The following is a 19,172-nucleotide window of genomic DNA, read 5'->3' on the forward strand; positions in this document are numbered from 1 at the left end:
TAGATAAACTTATTCCGTTTTATCGATTTCTTTTACAAAAAATTTCTCATACGATTTATACCCCTGCCTTTCATAGAAGCGGTGTGCATCAAGGCGTTTTTCATTACTGTATAATTCTATCATTGCACACGCTCTCTCCGTAGCCAAAGCAGTGCAGTATTCTTCCATCAGCCTGCCGATTCCTTTACTTCGCACAGATGAATCTACCACAAAAAATCCGATGTTTGCAAACTCACCTTCATACCCTATCTGCCAATAGAAATGGATGGTCATCAAGGCAATAGCTTTTCCATCCTGTTCATACACAATGACCTTATATGAATTGTCGGACAACATTTTAGCCAATTGCTTTTCTACAAAATCAATCGGTTTTGCGTAACCCAGTTGCTCCAGCAGATTAGCTATTTCCTGAGTATCATTTATCCTCGCATCGCGTATTCCATCCATATTCAAACAAATTTTATAATAAACAAAAATAGAGATTTATTCTTACCTCCCTATTGGTATTATCAGCAAAAAAACACAGAGTTAGTAAAAACAATTTTAACTAAAAAGTAACGAATGTAACGTTTTTGCACTGTTTTTTTATATCTGTTACTTTTCTTCCTGTAGGAGCGAATCAATGTGTTCGCCCGCTCTTTCTATTCGGGCAAACACACAGGTCTGCCCCTACATCATCTTCGGTTTTTAACTAAAAAGTAACGAAGGTAATGTTTTCCTGTTGTTTTTAGTTTCTGTTACTTTTTATATTACCTGTTCACCAATTCAAAGACCGCTTTCTGTTGTTAACGGATTACTGTTAACTGACATATAGATAAACTTCTTTATTCTTCTTTGCGTTTTCAAAGGTTATATGCGAAAAGCCATAATCGATACCCCATAACTCGCAACTTATTTTTACCTTTGCATCCTGATAATATTTTTGAACAAGAAAGCTATGTCACAACCTTCAATTCCTAAAGGAACAAGAGATTTTTCGCCCGAAGAAATGGCGAAACGCAACTATATTTTCGACACCATCCGCGAAGTATTCAAGCTTTACGGCTTCCGTCAGATAGAAACTCCCGCAATGGAAAACCTGTCTACCCTGATGGGCAAATACGGCGAAGAAGGTGATAAGCTGCTTTTCAAGATATTGAACTCGGGAGACTATCTGAAAGACATTGCAGATGCAGAACTAACAGAAAGAAATGTAAATCGTCTGGCAACCAAAATCAGCGAAAAAGGGCTGCGTTACGACCTTACCGTACCTTTTGCCCGCTATGTAGTAATGCACCGCAACGAGATCACATTCCCGTTTCGCCGTTTCCAGATACAGCCTGTGTGGCGTGCCGACCGTCCGCAAAAAGGGCGTTATCGCGAGTTCTTCCAGTGCGACGTCGACATTGTAGGTTCCGACTCATTGTTGAATGAGGTTGAGATCATTCAGATAACCGATGAAGTATTTAACCGCTTCGGTGTACGTGTCTGCATCAAACTGAATAACAGGAAAATACTTTCGGGTATTGCTGAAATAATCGGCGAAGCTGATAAGATAGTCGACATCACCGTTGCCATCGATAAACTCGACAAGATCGGCTTAGATAAGGTGAACGAAGAACTGGCTTCGAAAGGCATCCCTCAAAAAGCAATCGACCAACTTCAGCCTATTATCCTGCTGAAAGGCACGAATGACGAAAAATTAAATACACTAAAAACGATTCTTAAAGACTCCGAAACTGGAATTAAAGGAGTTGAAGAACTCGAATTTATCCTCAATAAACTCAAGATCACAGGAGTTCGCTGCGAACTCGAACTCGACCTCACGCTGGCGCGCGGACTAAGCTACTACACAGGAGCGATCATAGAAGTGAAAGCGCTCGATGTACAGATTGGAAGCATCACAGGCGGAGGACGGTATGATAACCTTACCGGAATATTCGGACTGAAAGATGTATCGGGCATCGGTATCTCGTTCGGAGCCGACCGCATTTTCGATGTACTCAATCAGCTAGGCCTGTACCCGAAAGATTCGACAAAAGGCACACAGGTATTGTTTGTAAACTTTGGCGACCGGGAAGAATCCCATATTTTACCGATAGCGACAAAAATGCGTCAGGCAAATATTGCAGTGGAAATATATCCCGAATCGGCAAAACTGAACAAGCAAATGAAATATGCTGACTCCAATAAAATTCCTTTCGTTGCCATCATCGGAGAAAACGAGATGAAAGAGAACAAGATCACCCTCAAAAACATGGAAACAGGCGAACAGGTACTCATTTCTCCGGAAGAATCCATCAAAAAACTTGCTAAAGAATAAGCACCATCATACAAAAACAGTGAACTGATTGAAAAAGAGCCTCTAGGCTCTTTTTCATTACCTGTTAACAAGCTGTTAATAACTTTCCATAGGCAACACTATATCAGTCATTTACAGCTGTTAATAACTTATCAACAGCCGGTTCATAACTTTTTACTCATTTTTAAGTGGGGAAAAGTGGGGAAAAGTGTATAATTTTTATAACTTTACCCTCGCTAATTGTATAGTGTTAAAAAACAAAGTATTAATGTTGCAATTTCTGGGAAATATAGAAGCTAAGATCGACGCAAAAGCAAGGATTTTTGTGCCGGCAGCTTTTCGTAAGATTCTACAATCTTCCGACCAGAATACATTGATCCTCAGAAAAGACATATTCCAGAACTGCCTTATCCTCTACCCTATACAAGTATGGGAAGAAGAAGTGGCAAGACTGCGTTCGCGGTTGAACAGATGGGATAAAGAACAACAGGCACTGTTCAGGCAATTTGTAGTAGATGCAGAACGTTTGGATATGGATACCAACGGGCGCATACTTATCCCGAAACGTTATTGTCAGATGGTAGGTATCACATCTGATGTGCGGTTTTTAGGGGTGGACAACACCATCGAAATTTGGACTAACGACTCTTTGGAACAAACGCTCATTCCGGCTGACGATTTCAGCAGCCGCATACAGGCGCTGATGAACAACGACTCACAAAACGACTAACCATTATGGATCAGGCATATCACATACCGGCACTACTGGGCGAAAGTGTAGACGGGATGAATATCAGACCCGACAGCATTTGCGTAGATGTTACGTTCGGCGGAGGCGGTCATTCTAAAGAGATACTTGCAAGATTGGGCTGGCGGGGACATCTGTACGCATTCGATCAGGATGAAGATGCTATTAACAACATACAGCCTGACGACAAATTCACCTTTATCCACAGCAATTTCCGTTTTCTGAAAAACTTTATCAAATATCACGAAGTAGATAAAGTAGATGCGATATTAGCCGATCTGGGCGTTTCGTCACACCATTTCGATGACGAAGAAAGAGGATTCTCTTTCCGTTTCGAAGACAGCAAGCTCGATATGCGGATGAACCGCAAAGGTGGAAAAACAGCAGCGCAAATACTGAATAGCTATACAGAAGAGCAGCTTGCCGATGTGTTTTACCTGTACGGAGAACTAAAACAATCGAGACGCATAGCATCAGCCATTGTGAAAACCAGAAAGGAAAAACCATATAAAACAACAGGCGATCTGCTGAATACCTTATCTCAATTTCTGGGAAGAGGCGAAAAAGAGAAGAAAATACTGGCTCAGGCATTTCAGGCATTGCGTATCGAAGTCAACGAAGAGATGGAAGTGTTGAAAGAAATGCTGCAACAGGCACTCGAAATATTAAAACCGGGCGGACGACTGGTGGTTATAACATACCATTCACTGGAAGACAGACTGGTGAAGAACTTTTTTAAGACAGGGAACTTTGAAGGAAAAGTGGAGAAGGATTTCTTCGGAAATTTTGAAACACCCTTCAAGTTGATAAACAATAAAGTCATCGTTCCTTCTACCGAAGAAGAAGAAAGAAACCCGCGCTCACGAAGCGCAAAACTGAGGATTGCAGAAAAGATTTAACGGTATCTGATTTTATAAGAACGGGGAATGAAAGCAAAAGACATAAAAAAGAAAATAATGTACATTCTGGGAGGAACAGTTCTCACTGAGGACTTTTTCTGGAAGAATGCACGTTTTATCATTACTGTTTTCATTATTATCGTATTCTATATCAGCAACAGATACAGCTGTATCGAAAAGATGGCGAAAATAGAATCCCTGCAACGCGAACTCAAAGATGCCAAGTACGAATCGCTTACCATTTCGGCCGAACTGATGGGTGTGAGCCGCGAATCGAAAGTAGAAGACCTCGTGCAGAAAAACGGTGTAGACATCGCACTTACCAAAGACCCGACATACAAAATCAAAAAATAAACGAAAAAGGATATTACAAGATATGGCGAAAAAATCTGAAGGAGCAATGAAGAATGTGGCAGTCAGCCGTTACGGGTGGATTGTCTTTCTTTTATCTTTCATTTTTATTGCCGTTATCGTCTGCATTTTCAAGATCAAATATGCAGAAGGATCGAAATGGCGCGAACTGGGAAAACTCGAAACTGTAAAAAAAGACAGGGAGATACGCCCCAACAGAGGAAATATATATGCCGACGACGGAAGACTACTGGCAACAAGCGAACCTCTTTACGGAGTGTATGTCGATTTCATGGCAGAAGGGATAAAGAAAGATACACTGATGAAGTATGTCACTCCCCTGTCGCAGGCTCTGGCAAAAAAATTCCCTGACCGCAATGCCGCACAATACAAGCGTGTAATACTCGACGGATGGGATCTCAGCCGTAAAGAACTAGCCGAGATAAAAAGAAATAAAGAAAGCGGTTCGAACAAAAAAGTAAAAGTACGCAGCCGTTATGTACGCATAATACGCCCCGACATCAACTATATAGACCTGAAAGAGTTGATGACTTTTCCTTTCTTCAACCAGCGCAGCAACCGTAGCGGGCTGTTTACCGAAGAAAAGACAATGCGTATGAAACCTTTCGGACGCCTGGCTGGAAGAACGGTCGGTTCTATCTATAAAGACTTCAACGAAGGAGGAACCAGCGGTCTGGAACTGAAATACGATTCGATACTGAAAGGTGTGCCCGGACTTAAAACCCGTCAGCGCGTACAGGGTAGATGGATAGACATCGTACTCGAAGAACCTACCGACGGATTGGATATAAAGACCACATTGAACGTAGATGTACAAGACTTAGCCGAGAAAGCATTATACAGCAAACTTGCTGAAACAAAGGCCGAATCGGGTGTAGCCATTGTAATGGAAGTATCCACAGGCGAAATAAAAGCGATTACCAACCTCGACAGAGTATCGGAAGGAGTGTATGCTGAAGGGAATCCTAACGCATTCTCGTATATGTCCGAACCGGGATCAACTTTCAAGATCGTATCCCTGATGGTAGCACTCGAAGACGGAGTTGTACGCCCCGATGATCAGTTTTATGTGGGAAATGGCTTATTCGAGTATAAAGGCCGTACAGTGCGCGACCACGACTGGCGCAAAGGACAGGACAGAAGTTATGTATCAGTTGCTCAGGGAATGCACTCATCGCTGAACACTGTTGCCGCCAAAATGATATTGAAAGGCTACGAAGACAATCCGCGAAAATATGTGCAACACATCCACGATATGGGCTTAACCAAAAAGATAGATTGGGATGTACCGTTGAAGGGAAAAGAGGGGACATCGGTAATCCGTTTTCCTGACGATAAAGGCAACCCTTGGTCGAAAACCACCCTGCCTTGGATGTCGTTCGGATACGAAACACAGGTCCCTCCGATCTATATGTTGATGTTCTATAACGGAATAGCCAACAATGGTAAGATGATAAAACCATACCTCACCAAAGCCTTCATGAAAGATGGTAAAATTGAGGAGGAATTTGAGACAGAGATCATAAACCCAATGCTGTGTTCCGAAAAAACACTCAGCGAAGTACAAGAAATATTGCGCGGAGTAGTTACTGATGGAACAGGTAAGGCCGTTAATTCGGAACTATTCCCGATAGCCGGAAAAACAGGTACTGCCATGATCGCAGCCAGAGGCGGATACGAAGGATATTATGTATCGTTTTGTGGATATTTCCCTGCCGATAAGCCGCAATACACATGTTTTGTAGGCATACGCAGGCCACAGGGATCTCCTTCGGGCGGACTGATGCCGGGACAGGTATTCAAAAATATTGCAGAAGGAATTTATACGCGCAATCTGGTATCGACTCCGATAAAAGCACCGAAAGATACAGTCAACTCACTTATTCCGGTAGTGAAAAACGGTTCTGCAAAAAATACTGAACTGGTGTTAAAAAAACTGGATCAGTCATTTGTCTCGTCAGGTAAAAATATGGAATGGATAAAAGCCAAAACAGACTCGCTGACAAACGGCATACGTATAGAAAATAACTCTTCGGTAAAACAAGGACTTGTTCCGAATGTTATAGGTATGGGAGCACGCGATGCTATCTACCTGCTCGAAAACGAAGGGCTCAAAGTCAATCTGATAGGCGCCGGAAAAGTCAGAAAACAGTCGATACAGGCCGGAAGCCAGCTGATAAGGGGAGCTACAATAACCATAGAATTAAACTAAAAAGAATACGGATATGAAGTTACATGATTTGCTGAAAGGCGTAGACGTAGTAGAAATAAAGGGAGATGAGAATACTGAAGTAACAGGTATCTTTACCGACTCGCGCAAAGCAGTTAAGGGCTCGGCATTTATCGCGCTGAAAGGCGTACAGGTAGACGGCCATCAATATATAGACAATGCACTCGATCTGGGTGCAAAAGTCGTTATCTATCAGGAAAAGATAGACACTTCGAAAGAAGGTATAATATATGTAAAGGTAAAAGACAGTGCCGATGCTGCCGGAAAAATGGCTACTCACTGGTATGGAGACCCATCGTCGAAACTCAGACTGGTAGGCGTAACCGGAACAAACGGCAAAACAACAACTGCTACCCTGCTATACGAAATGTTTCGTAAGCTGGGATATAAGGCAGGACTGCTATCTACCGTAGCCAACTATGTAGACGGAAAGGCTTTCCACGCTACGCACACTACTCCTGATCCTATTTCGCTCAACGAGATGCTGGCTAAAATGGTAGATGCCGGATGCGAATTTGCATTTATGGAAGTAAGCTCACACGCTATCCACCAAAAACGCATTAGCGGACTAAAATTTGAAGGAGGGGTATTTACCAATCTTACACAGGATCACCTCGACTATCATGGAACGATGGCTGAATACCTCAAAGCCAAAAAGGCATTCTTCGATAATCTGCCAGAAACAGCTTTCGCCCTGACGAATGTCGATGATAAGAACGGAATGGTGATGATGCAGAATACAAAAGCAAAACAATATACCTATTCCGTCCATTCACTTGCCGACTTCAAAGCAAGAATCATCGAAAAGCATTTTGACGGAACAGCTATAGATATCAATGGGAAAGAGATGCAGGTGCAATTTGTAGGAGTGTTTAATGTATATAACCTGCTGGCAGTCTACGGTGCTACCGTACTGCTCGGACAGGATTCCGATCAGGCACTGCTCACCCTGAGTACACTCAAGCCGGTTTCGGGACGATTCGAAACAATACGCTCATCCGAAAATTATACAGCTATTGTAGATTATGCGCACACTCCCGATGCACTGACGAATGTACTAGAGGCTATACACGAGGTATTGGATGGTAACGGCCGCGTTATTACAGTAGTTGGTTGCGGAGGAAACAGGGATAAGACCAAACGCCCGATTATGGCACGCGAAGCCGTCCGTCTGAGCGATCAGGTAATTCTTACATCCGACAATCCGCGTTGGGAAGAACCACAAGCCATTATCAACGACATGGCCGATGGTCTGAACAGCCAGCAACTGAAAAAGACTCTACTGATAGTAGAACGCGAGCAGGCAATAAAAACAGCCTGCACTCTGGCTAAAGAAGGTGATGTAATACTCATTGCCGGAAAAGGACACGAAGATTATCAGGACGTAAAAGGTGTGAAGCACCACTTCGATGACCGCGAAGTAGTAAGAAATATATTCAATAGCTAAAAAATAAATGATATAAATAATGTTGTATTATCTTTTCGACTATTTAGACCAGTTAGACTTTCCCGGAGCAGGTATGTTCAAATACGTATCTTTCCGTTCGGCATTTGCCCTCATTCTTTCATTGTTGATATCGACTATCTTCGGACGCCGCATTATCGACAAACTGCAAAAACTACAAATAGGCGAAATTGTCCGCAATCTGGGACTGGAAGGACAGTTGACTAAAAAAGGAACGCCAACGATGGGGGGTATTATCATCATCCTTGCCATACTCGTTCCGGTTTTGCTCTTAGCTCGACTAGATAATATATACATCATACTCATGCTCATTACAACCGTATGGCTCGGCACACTCGGATTCTTGGACGACTACATAAAGGTTTTCAAGAAAGACAAAGAAGGGCTGCATGGTAAATTCAAAATCATTGCTCAGGTCGGACTGGGACTGATTGTAGGATTAACATTATACCTCAGTCCCGATGTTATTATCAGGGAGAATATAGAGTATCGCAATCAGAACAATGAAATAGAACGCGTCAGCTATATAGAAGAAGGGGTAAAATCTACCCAGACTACCATTCCTTTCGTAAAGAACAATAATCTTGATTACGAAAGTCTGGTATCATTTATGGGCGACTATGCCGAACCTGCCGCATGGGTATTGTTCGTCATCCTTGTCATTTTCATTGTAACGGCCGTATCTAACGGAGCAAACCTCACCGACGGGCTCGATGGGTTGGCGGCGGGCAGTTCCGCCATCATAGGCGTCACGCTCGGAATATTGGCGTATGTATCGGGGCACATCGGCTTTGCCTCATACCTCAACATTATGTTTATACCCGGCAGTCAGGAACTGGTGATATTTGCTTCTGCTTTCATAGGGGCAACAGTCGGATTCCTTTGGTATAATGCTTTCCCCGCACAGGTATTTATGGGTGATACGGGAAGCCTTACACTGGGAGGCATCATCGGTGTATTTGCAGTTGTCATTCACAAAGAACTCTTACTGCCTATACTTTGCGGTATCTTCTTTGTAGAAAGCATATCGGTAATGATGCAGGTATTTTATTTCAAATATACCAAAAAGAAATACGGAGAAGGGCGCCGTATATTTAAAATGACGCCTCTGCACCACCATTTCCAGAAAGCAGGAAATGCAGGGATACTGGCTAAGATACAGAAGCCAATTGCTCCTATTCCCGAATCGAAGATTGTGGTACGATTCTGGCTCGTGGGAATTATTCTGGCTGTAATAACGCTGGCAACACTAAAAATGCGATAAAAGGCCCCACCTAACCTCCCCAAAGGGGAGGAATGAAAGGGGGTAAAAAAATATGAATTATAAACATATAAATATCATTTATAAAAATAGCCTCCCTTATGGGGAGGTTGGAGGGGCTTTTTATGAATAAGATCATCATACTTGGAGGAGGCGAAAGCGGAGTTGGTTCTGCTATACTTGCACAGGCAAAGGGGTTTGACGTCTTTTTGTCCGACAACGGTGCTTTGCAGGACAAGTATAAAGCCGAACTTGATCAATATGGCATTCCTTACGAAGAAAAAGGCCATACCGAAGATCTTGTACTGGCAGCCACCGAGATTATAAAAAGTCCCGGCATCCCCAACTATGCGCCTCTTGTTCAGAAAGCGACAGACAAAGGTATTCCTGTGCTGTCGGAAATGGAATTTGCCAAGCGCTATACATCTGCAAAGATGATTTGTATAACAGGCAGCAACGGAAAAACCACCACTACCAGCCTTATCTATCATATACTGAAATCGGCAGGACTAAATGTAGGATTAGGCGGAAATATAGGGCGAAGCTTTGCCCGTCAGGTAGCCGAAGACAACTTTGACTATTATGTACTGGAACTGAGCAGCTTCCAACTTGAAAATATGTATTCATTCAAGGCTGATATAGCTATATTGCTGAATATAACGCCCGACCATCTGGACAGATACGACCATGATATGCAGAAGTATATCGATGCCAAAATGCGTATCGTACAGAATCAGACAGAAAAAGACGCATTTATCTTTTGGGAAGAAGACCCGGTAGTGAGCAAAGAAATAAAGAAACTCGTATCGAAAGGAAAGCAATACAGCTTTGCCGAATACAAGACAGGGAACGCAATCGCGTATCTGGAAAACAATAAAATAATTATTAATACTCCTAAATCTGTGTTTAGTATGGAACAGGATTTATTAGCATTAGAAGGAACTCACAATCTGTACAACTCACTGGCTTCGGGCATTGCAGCCAAGCTATTGGATATAACAGATGATAATCTCCGTCAGTCGCTCAGTGATTTTCAGGGAGTAGAACACCGCTTAGAGAAAGTGGCCAGAGTAAGAGGCATACAGTTTATAAACGACTCGAAGGCCACAAACGTAAACTCTTGCTGGTATGCCCTGCAAAGCATGAAAACCAAAGTAGTGTTGATACTGGGTGGAACCGATAAGGGAAATGATTATACCGAGATAGAACAGCTCGTTAAAGAGAAAGTGCGCGCACTGGTATTTCTCGGTGTAGATAATAGTAAGTTGCATAAGTTTTTCGATGGCAAAATAGAGAAAATAGAAGATACCGCTTCTATGGAAGATGCCGTAAAAAAAGCATATGCACTTGCCGAAGAAGGCGATACAGTCTTACTGTCGCCATGCTGTGCGAGTTTCGACCTGTTCAGGAATTATGAGGACAGGGGAACTCAGTTTAAAGAGTGTGTAAGAAAGTTATAAATGAATTATGAGTTATAAATTATAAGTTATGAATGAAATTCTTTGAACTTGTAACTATATACTATTATGGAATTCAATTTTTTAGGACGAGCATTTAAGGGGGATAAGGTGATATGGTGCATTTTCATTGCACTGTGTATCATCTCATTGCTCGAAGTCTTCAGCGCCACCAGTACAATTGCATACCGCCAACAGAACCATTGGGCTCCCATCCTGAGGCACTCGGCATTTCTGCTCATCGGATTTGCTGTAGTCATGTTCCTGCAACGCATACCAAGCCGCTTCTTCTCCATATTATTACTGGGACTACCCATATCGGCCATATTACTGGTCATCACCATGTTTATGGGCGAAGACGTAAATGGGGCTCAGCGTTGGCTTGGCATAGGAGCATTCACTATACAACCGTCCGAATTTGCTAAAATATCAGCCATCGGTTTTGTCGCCTTCTTCCTCAGTAAAATGAAGCCGGATAATGAAAGTTGGATATTTAAAACTCTTATCATAGGTGTAGCCGTACTTTGCCTGCTCATTGCCCCCGAAAACCTGTCGACAGCCTGCCTGTTGTTCGGTGTATGTTTTCTGATGATGTTTATCGGACAGGTCAGCATCAAAAAACTGGGAACAGTAGCATTAGCCGGTATTGCCGCCATCGTTCTTCTACTCGGTAGTCTTACCATGCTGCCCGACGACATTGCCGACAAGTATCTGCCCGGACGCCTTGCCACTTGGAAAAACCGTATAGAAAGGCATTCGGGAGAAGGAAAAATATCAATTAACGATGTCAACGAAGATGGCTCTATTGCTTACAAAATAACAGATGAAAACTATCAGGTATCGCATGCCAAGATAGCCATCGCCAACGGAGGCGTTATCGGCCTGCCCGGTAGCGGGACTGAGCGCGACTTTCTTCCACAGGCCTATTCCGACTTTATTTTTGCTATTATTCTCGAAGAAATGGGACTCTTAGGAGGCCTGTTTACTCTCATGCTATACGTTGTTCTTATGATCCGGTGCGGAACACTTGCATCCAAGTGCGAAAAGAAGTTTCCGCGCTACCTGATTCTGGGAGCAGGCCTTATACTCACTATACAAGCTCTTGCGAATATGGCTGTAGCCGTAAATCTGATACCGGTTACAGGTCAGCCGTTGCCTCTGGTTAGCCGCGGAGGGACATCCACCATTATTACGTGCGCCTATTTTGGTATAATTCTGGCTTGTTCTTCAAAACTAAACGACTCCGACCATGAAGATGTGGATGAGAGTATTGCAAATGTAGATTTTGAAACGTTCGATAATACAACAGAGAATGAAACAGCTTAAGGTAATAATAAGTGGAGGCGGAACCGGTGGTCATGTGTTTCCTGCTATAGCGATAGCAAACACAATAAAAGAGCGTTATCCCGATTCTCAAATACTTTTTGTAGGAGCAGAAGGTCGTATGGAAATGGACAAAGTACCTGCTGCCGGCTATGAGATTATCGGACTCGACATTTCAGGGCTCAACAGAAAAAATCCGTTCAAAAATTTTTCTACAGTATGGAAATTCAATAAAGCTCTAGTAAAGGTGAAACGGATAATAAAGGAATTTAATCCCGATATAGTGATCGGAGTAGGAGGATATGCCAGTGGCCCTACACTTTATCAGGCCAGCCGTATGCGCATACCTACACTTATTCAGGAGCAGAATTCTTATGCCGGTATTACAAATAAATTCCTGTCGAAGAAAGCTGCCTCTATATGCGTGGCATACGAAGGCATGGAGAAATTTTTTCCGAAAGATAAAATCGTACTAACGGGGAATCCGGTTCGGCAAGAATTATTTTCGCCGACCATAACAAAGGAAGAAGCATACAAGGAGTTCAGTCTCGACCCGAATAAGAAAACAATCTTGCTCATTGGAGGCAGTCTGGGCTCACGAACATTGAATAAGAGCATTTTCACCTCCATCGACGCCATTGCATCATCCGATATACAACTGATCTGGCAATGTGGCAAAATATATTCGTTCGAACTGAATATGGATATGGCGAGCAAAGGCAATCCTGATAACATCCATGTCCATGAGTTCATTGCCCGCATGGATCTGGCATACAAAGCTGCCGATCTGGTAATTTCCAGAGCCGGAGCCAGTTCTATCTCTGAACTGAGCCTGCTGGCTAAGCCGACTATACTGGTACCTTCGCCGAATGTATCGGAAGACCACCAGACAAAGAACGCAATGGCTCTTGTGAAAAAAGATGCAGCTATCCTTATCAGGGACGATGATGCAGCCGACAATCTGGTAACTACAGCTTTGGAAGTAATCCATGATGACAGCAAATTGCAAGCACTGTCGGAAAATATATCTAAAATGGCTCTCCCCGATTCGGCAAACCGGATTGTAGATGAAGCACTAAAACTGATAAAAGAAAAATAAATGGACAATATACAATCGATATACTTTTTGGGAATAGGTGGTATAGGTATGAGTAACCTTGCCCGTTACTTCATGTCGAAAGGCAAGAAAGTAGCCGGCTATGACCGTACCGAAACGCTATTAACAAAAGAACTCGTTAAGGAAGGAGCAGACATTCATTACACAGACGATGTGAGCCTTATCCCCGATTATTGTAAAGATAAAAACAGTACATTGATTGTATATACTCCCGCCGTTCCGTCCGAAAATGAGGAAGTAAAGTATTTCAGGGAAAATGGCTTTCCCATGCAGAAACGGGCGCAGGTATTAGGAACAATCACCAAATCGAGTAAAGCCCTCTGCTGTGCCGGCACACATGGAAAAACCACGACATCGAGCATGCTGGCTCATATACTGAAACAGTCGCATCTCGATTGTAATGCTTTTCTCGGCGGCATACTAAAGAATTACAGTAGCAATCTGCTGCTATCTGACAAGAGTGAGTTTACAGTTATTGAAGCTGACGAGTATGACCGTTCGTTCCATTGGTTGCATCCATACATGGCATTGATCACCTCTGTCGATCCCGACCATCTGGACATTTATGGCACAGAAGAGGAATACCTGAAAAGCTTCGAACATTTTACATCCCTCATTCAATCCGGCGGCGCGTTGGTAATGAAGCACAATACAAAGCTTTCGCCCAAAACAGGCAAAGACGTGCGGGTATATACCTACTCTATGGACAAGGGCGATTTCCATGCCGAAAATATAAAAATAGGTAATGGCGAAATCCGTTTCGATTTTATTACTCCGACCGGAAAAATAGATAATATCCAACTCGGTGTACCTGTAAAAATCAATATAGAGAACGGAATTGGCTCTATGGCACTGGCATGGCTCAATGGAGCTACAGCCGATGAACTGCGTCATGGGATGGCTACCTTTCAGGGAGCAAAGCGCAGATTCGATTTTCTGTTGAAAACGGACAAGATAGTGATGATAGACGACTATGCCCATCATCCCGAAGAACTGGCAGCTAGCATTACATCGGTAAAAGAATTGTACCCTGACCGGAAAGTGACGGGAATATTTCAGCCTCACCTATATACAAGGACAAGAGACTTCGCTCCCGAATTTGCACGAAGCCTGTCTTTGCTTGACGAGCTGATTCTGCTCGACATTTATCCTGCAAGGGAAAAACCGATAGAAGGTGTCACTTCCAGAATTATATTCGATGAGGTTACCTGTCCTAAGACATTGTGTAACAAGGAAGAATTATTATCTTTATTGGATAATAAGCAGGATATCGAAGTCCTATTGACTATCGGGGCGGGCGATATCGACCGGTTGCTGGAGCCTATACGCGAACTATTAATACAAAAGCAACAATGAAAAAAATATTAGTCATCACCGGAATCTGCCTGCTTGCGGGCTATCTGATATTTGCGGCTTTCTACTTTCAGGGTAAGCCCAAAGATGGCTTATGCAACCGATTTGAAGTAGAAGTAAAAAATAGTACGCCAAACGACCAGTTTGTCGATACCGATGATATAGCGAAATTTATAAAGGAGCAGGGACTCGATCCTACAGGTAAACAAATCGGAGATATAAATACTAACGCCATAGAAGAAGCTATACTGAAAAACCAACTGGTAAAAAAGGCGGATGTATATGTAACGAATAATGGCGCTATTAAAGCGTCTATAGAAGAGCGCAAGCCGATACTGAGAGTTATCAGCAATACCGGAGAAAACTATTATATAGACAATGACGGGAACAAAATGCCTCTGTCGAAACGCTTTACCGCATACCTCCCTGTAGCTACAGGGGCGATAAAAGAGGACTTTGCAAAGACGGATTTATATAAATTTGCACTATTTTTGCAAGACGATAAATTCTGGAATGCACAAATAGAGCAAATAATAGTCCTCCCCAATAAGGATATCAAGCTGATACCCCGTGTAGGCGAACATCAGATCATACTCGGAAATCTGGACGGATACAAAGAGAGGCTGGACAAAATGATGACCTTCTACGAAAATGCTTTGAACGAAACAGGATGGAATAAATATTCCGTCATAAATTTAAAATTTGACAAACAAGTTGTTTGTACAAGACGTTAATAGAATGGAGTTTTTACAGCCGGTGAGTTAAGACCGGCCTAAAAAGATAAAATATATGGAACAAGCTGGCTTTATAGTAGGTATCGATCTCGGTACATCCAAAATAACAGGAGTGCTGGGACGTAAGAATGAACAAGGTGTGATTTCCATACTTGCATCGGAAAGTGTACCTTCCGATTCGTGTGTAAAGTATGGGGTTATTTATAATATAGATGAAGCGGCAGGTAAGATAAAGAAGCTTATCAGCATGCTCGAAAACAAAACGGGTAAGAAGATAGGAAAGGCTTATGTATCTATTGCCGGCAAATCGCTGCGTGCCGTAGAGCATACCGAAACAAAAATGCTGGATGGCGTTACGCCGATCACTTTTGCCGTTCTCGATAATATGGAACAACAGGCAAAACTGAACAAGCCCGATTTCTTTACCAATTACAGTGTGCTTGCTCCCGAATATTTTCTGGACGGAAAATATCAGGACGATCCTATCGACAAAGTGGCCTCTAGTATAGAAGGTCATTATCGCTTGGTAATAGGTCGTCCCAATATAAAAACAAACCTGACAAAAAGCATTACAGATAAAGCCGGAATAGAAATAGCCGGATACATCGTCGGGCCGGTAGCAGCCGGAGCGTTAGTGCTCGATGAACACGACAGGCAGGCAGGATGCGCCCTCGTGGATTTCGGGGCGGGAACTACTACCCTGTCAGTATATAAAGGTGGGCTATTGCGATATATGAGCGTTGTACCGTTCGGTGGACGCACCATCACAAAAGATGTACAGGAATTGGGATTCGTTTTCGATTCAGCAGAAACATATAAAGTACGTTACGGTAAACTAGGCAAAGACAAGAACAAGCCGGCTAATGACCTTGCACCCGAAGTAGACCTCAGGGAACTGAACAAGGTAATACAACTGCGTCAGGACGAAATTATACTGAATGTCATTAATCAGATCAAAGAATCGGATTACGGAGATCAGCTCGATGCCGGAATCATTATTATGGGTGCGGCATCACAGATGAACGGACTGGTAGATCATCTGGCCGAGAAATCGCAAATGAGTGTAAAACGTGCCATTGCTAAGCGCGTATATATCAATAATGCTGCCGAGCTGTTACAAAATCCGGCATATACACAGGCATTGAGCCTTCTTCTGTTTGCAAACGAAAATTGCGAAAAGAAAGAAGTAGCCGAGCCTGTTGTACAAGAACAACCTGTTTACACACCTCCGGTTACTACCAGAGCAGATGAGCCGGAAGATGATGATGAACCGGAAACAAAAAAGCAAAAGAAGCAGAAAAAACAAAAGGACAGCAAACAAACTACCCTTTTTGGATTCTTCGAAAAGATACAGAATTTCGGAGGAACAATGTTTAACGACGAAGAATAAGAACAAACAAACTCAAAGATATGGACGATAAAATACTGGACTTCCAGTTTCCCAGAAAAACCCAGACTATCATTAAAGTGATCGGCGTGGGAGGTGGTGGCGGAAACGCCGTAAACCATATGTATAACGAAGGGATACATGACGTGTCTTTTGCCCTGTGCAACACCGACAATCAGGCACTTTGCGAATCTCCGGTCGAGACGCGCGTTCAGCTGGGAAAGAAGACTACTGAAGGGCTTGGTGCGGGCAACCGCCCCGAAGTAGCTCAGGCTGCTGCCGAAGAAAGTCGCGAAGATCTGGAAAGGCTGCTTAGCGATGGCACCCGCATGGTATTCATCACAGCAGGTATGGGAGGAGGAACCGGTACGGGTGCTGCCCCTGTAGTGGCACGTATCGCTAAAGACATGGGTATACTCACTGTCGGCATAGTCACCATACCATTTGTGTTTGAAGGACGTAAAAAGATCATACAGGCACTCAGAGGTGTAGAAAATATAGCAAAGAATGTAGATGCCCTATTGGTGATCAACAATGAACGCCTGATCGACATCTATGCAGACCTTACCATTCCGAATGCGTTTGCCAAAGCCGATGATACATTGACTATCGCCGCAAAAGGAATTGCAGAAATCATTACCGTACATGGACATATCAACCTCGACTTTGCCGATGTGAAAACCATACTTAAAGATGGTGGTGTAGCCATTATGAGTAGTGGATACGGCGAGGGCGAAAACCGCGTGGAAGATGCTATAGTAAATGCACTGCATTCTCCGTTGCTGAACAACAATGATGTATTCGATGCCAAGAAGATATTGTTCAATATCTATTCGAGCGAAGAGAATCCGCTTATTGTAGAAGAGATGGAAGCCGTAGCCAACTTCATGAAGCGTTTCGGCCCTGAAATCGAAGTTATCTGGGGTACTGCTACCGACAAGAAACTGGGCGAAAAAGTGAAGATTACCCTCCTTGCCACAGGCTTCGGTATGTCGAGCATTCCGGGCATAGACGAGCACTACCGCGAAATGTCGGAAGAAGAAGAACTGCTCGAAGAAGAACGCATCAGACAAGAAGAAGACGAGAAACGCCGCATCAACGAAATGATAGAAAAGCATTATGGTAAAGACGGTGTGCAGACAATGGCTGTGCGTACATCTTTCTTCAGTCCTAAACCAGTGATACTTTCTGCCGAAGAGCTGGACAATGACCGGATTGTGGATGCGCTGGAAAATACACCGGTGTTTAAACGTGATGAGAAGTTCAACCCAAGCGAATACAAACCGGAAGCTAAGAAACAAGGCGGACTGTTCAACGATTGATATTAGAAAATTTCCAACATATAAAATAAGCAACAATGAACTTATTTGATAAAGTCAGCGAAGATATTAAAGACGCAATGCGCGCAAAAGACAAGGTAAGACTGGAAGCACTACGTGGCATGAAAAAAGAGTTTCTGGAAGCGAAAACCGCAAAGGGAGCAGATGATGAACTATCGGACGAAACTGCGATACAGATAATCCAGAAGATGGTGAAACAACGCAAGGATAGTGCGGATATATATAAGACACAAGGGCGTGAAGACCTTGCTGGAGACGAACTGGCACAAGTTGCCGTATTGGAGGAATATCTACCAAAGCAACTCACACAAGATGAGCTAGATGCAAAAATAGCTGATATTATTACTCAAGTGGGAGCTTCTTCCCCTGCCGATATGGGTAAGGTTATGGGTGTTGCAACAAAAGCACTGGCAGGCGTTGCAGCAGGAAAAGCCATATCTGAAACCGTAAAGAAGCTGCTTAGTAAATAAGCTATTTCTATAATTATAACTGAAAGCAGAATGGATAAATCATTCTGCTTTTTTATCTAATTTGAGCTTATTGTCTCTAACAAATCACTATCAAAAATAGCAGCAGGAGATATAACCGACTCATTTTTAGTAATATTGTCCCCATATCGCTGCCTCAATTTTTCCTTTACCTCTTTTCCTGTCAAATTGAAGTCTCCCAACCGTTCAAGTTTTCCTATCTCAATATTTGCACCCCGCTTATAAATTTTCCAAATAAGCTCTGAGCAATATATCTTATCATCAGACCATTCGAAAGTAAGATCATAATTCTTTCCACGAAACTTTTCTCCTTCCTTTCTCATTGTCGACAGGTTGGCGGTAGTCAGTAGCTTATCGGCATTCTTTAGTCTTTTTATTACATAGTGGCCGTCTTTTCCCCTTGCTACCCATTTCTCCAGCGGAGTGAGTTTTACGGGTTGCACAGCTTCATATACATAATACTTCCCATTGTTCTTGTAGATAATACCGCAATGAGAATATTTTGATTGTGTTGCTTCCTGAATAGCTTTACTTTGTCCCGAAAGGGAGATCTGGAAAATAATATCCCCATCATTTATCCGGTTATCCTTAACCATCTCCTGTATTCTAGCTGTTTTTATTGGATTTGCTTTCCAATAATAAAACCCCAGACCCAGAGCAATTAATAAGCAGGGAACAAAAAATCTTATTATCAATTTTTTCATAAGAGATTGTGTA

General features: G+C 42.9%; 17 protein-coding genes. 15 read left to right on the plus strand and 2 right to left on the minus strand.

Annotation, left to right across the window (positions count from 1 at the left end):
* Nucleotides 1-9 precede the first annotated feature (9 nt).
* A complete protein-coding gene (locus M2448_RS01795; protein ID WP_280644560.1) occupies nucleotides 10-447 on the minus strand; it encodes a GNAT family N-acetyltransferase in 438 nt (145 codons plus the stop codon).
* A 490-nt stretch (nucleotides 448-937) separates the two neighbouring features.
* Between M2448_RS01795 and hisS the strand changes: the two genes are divergently transcribed.
* The 15 genes from hisS to M2448_RS01870 all read left to right on the plus strand — a co-directional run bounded on the left by hisS (nucleotide 938) and on the right by M2448_RS01870 (nucleotide 18,437).
* A complete protein-coding gene (gene hisS, locus M2448_RS01800; RefSeq protein ID WP_280644561.1) occupies nucleotides 938-2,302 on the plus strand; it encodes a histidine--tRNA ligase in 1,365 nt (454 codons plus the stop codon).
* A gap of 247 nt (nucleotides 2,303-2,549) precedes the next feature.
* Nucleotides 2,550-3,011, plus strand: a complete 462-nt coding sequence (locus M2448_RS01805) for a division/cell wall cluster transcriptional repressor MraZ (protein ID WP_280644562.1) — start codon at nucleotides 2,550-2,552, stop codon at nucleotides 3,009-3,011.
* A 5-nt stretch (nucleotides 3,012-3,016) separates the two neighbouring features.
* Nucleotides 3,017-3,928, plus strand: coding sequence for a 16S rRNA (cytosine(1402)-N(4))-methyltransferase RsmH (gene rsmH / locus M2448_RS01810; protein ID WP_280644563.1), 912 nt, complete (start codon nucleotides 3,017-3,019; stop codon nucleotides 3,926-3,928).
* Nucleotides 3,929-3,955: 27 nt separating this feature from the next.
* Nucleotides 3,956-4,282 carry an FtsL-like putative cell division protein gene (locus tag M2448_RS01815; RefSeq protein ID WP_280644564.1) on the plus strand — a complete coding sequence of 109 codons (327 nt, stop codon included), beginning with the start codon at nucleotides 3,956-3,958 and terminating at the stop codon, nucleotides 4,280-4,282.
* Nucleotides 4,283-4,304: 22 nt separating this feature from the next.
* Entirely contained in the window at nucleotides 4,305-6,512 is a 2,208-nt protein-coding gene (locus M2448_RS01820; RefSeq protein ID WP_280644565.1) for a penicillin-binding protein, read from the plus strand.
* 13 nt (nucleotides 6,513-6,525) lie between these two features.
* Nucleotides 6,526-7,977: a UDP-N-acetylmuramoyl-L-alanyl-D-glutamate--2,6-diaminopimelate ligase gene (locus M2448_RS01825; RefSeq protein WP_280644566.1), complete on the plus strand. Its 1,452-nt coding sequence runs from the start codon at nucleotides 6,526-6,528 to the stop codon at nucleotides 7,975-7,977.
* A 19-nt stretch (nucleotides 7,978-7,996) separates the two neighbouring features.
* A complete protein-coding gene (gene mraY / locus M2448_RS01830) occupies nucleotides 7,997-9,259 on the plus strand; it encodes a phospho-N-acetylmuramoyl-pentapeptide-transferase (RefSeq protein ID WP_280644567.1) in 1,263 nt (420 codons plus the stop codon).
* Between the two features lie 122 nt (nucleotides 9,260-9,381).
* Nucleotides 9,382-10,716, plus strand: coding sequence for a UDP-N-acetylmuramoyl-L-alanine--D-glutamate ligase (gene murD, locus M2448_RS01835; protein ID WP_280644662.1), 1,335 nt, complete (start codon nucleotides 9,382-9,384; stop codon nucleotides 10,714-10,716).
* Nucleotides 10,717-10,782: 66 nt separating this feature from the next.
* Nucleotides 10,783-12,039 carry an FtsW/RodA/SpoVE family cell cycle protein gene (locus M2448_RS01840; protein WP_280644568.1) on the plus strand — a complete coding sequence of 419 codons (1,257 nt, stop codon included), beginning with the start codon at nucleotides 10,783-10,785 and terminating at the stop codon, nucleotides 12,037-12,039.
* Nucleotides 12,026-13,135: an undecaprenyldiphospho-muramoylpentapeptide beta-N-acetylglucosaminyltransferase gene (gene murG, locus M2448_RS01845; RefSeq protein WP_280644569.1), complete on the plus strand. Its 1,110-nt coding sequence runs from the start codon at nucleotides 12,026-12,028 to the stop codon at nucleotides 13,133-13,135. Before M2448_RS01840 ends, murG begins: the two co-directional genes overlap by 14 nt.
* Entirely contained in the window at nucleotides 13,136-14,509 is a 1,374-nt protein-coding gene (gene murC / locus M2448_RS01850) for a UDP-N-acetylmuramate--L-alanine ligase (RefSeq protein ID WP_280644570.1), read from the plus strand.
* Nucleotides 14,506-15,240, plus strand: a complete 735-nt coding sequence (locus M2448_RS01855; protein WP_280644571.1) for a hypothetical protein — start codon at nucleotides 14,506-14,508, stop codon at nucleotides 15,238-15,240. The genes murC and M2448_RS01855 overlap by 4 nt, the downstream gene beginning before the upstream one ends.
* Before the next feature lie 55 nt (nucleotides 15,241-15,295).
* A complete protein-coding gene (gene ftsA, locus M2448_RS01860) occupies nucleotides 15,296-16,630 on the plus strand; it encodes a cell division protein FtsA (protein WP_280644572.1) in 1,335 nt (444 codons plus the stop codon).
* Nucleotides 16,631-16,650: 20 nt separating this feature from the next.
* Nucleotides 16,651-17,949 (plus strand): cell division protein FtsZ, encoded by a 1,299-nt coding sequence (gene ftsZ, locus M2448_RS01865; protein WP_280644573.1) that lies wholly within the window; start codon nucleotides 16,651-16,653, stop codon nucleotides 17,947-17,949.
* Between the two features lie 35 nt (nucleotides 17,950-17,984).
* Nucleotides 17,985-18,437 (plus strand): GatB/YqeY domain-containing protein, encoded by a 453-nt coding sequence (locus tag M2448_RS01870; RefSeq protein WP_280644574.1) that lies wholly within the window; start codon nucleotides 17,985-17,987, stop codon nucleotides 18,435-18,437.
* Nucleotides 18,438-18,493: 56 nt separating this feature from the next.
* Here M2448_RS01870 and M2448_RS01875 read toward each other — a convergent pair whose 3' ends face one another.
* On the minus strand, nucleotides 18,494-19,159 hold the full coding sequence (locus M2448_RS01875; protein ID WP_280644575.1) for a YiiX family permuted papain-like enzyme: 666 nt from the start codon (nucleotides 19,157-19,159) through the stop codon (nucleotides 18,494-18,496).
* Nucleotides 19,160-19,172 lie beyond the last annotated feature (13 nt).

The organism is Dysgonomonas sp. PF1-14 (assembly GCF_029892965.1).
GTDB lineage: Bacteria > Bacteroidota > Bacteroidia > Bacteroidales > Dysgonomonadaceae > Dysgonomonas.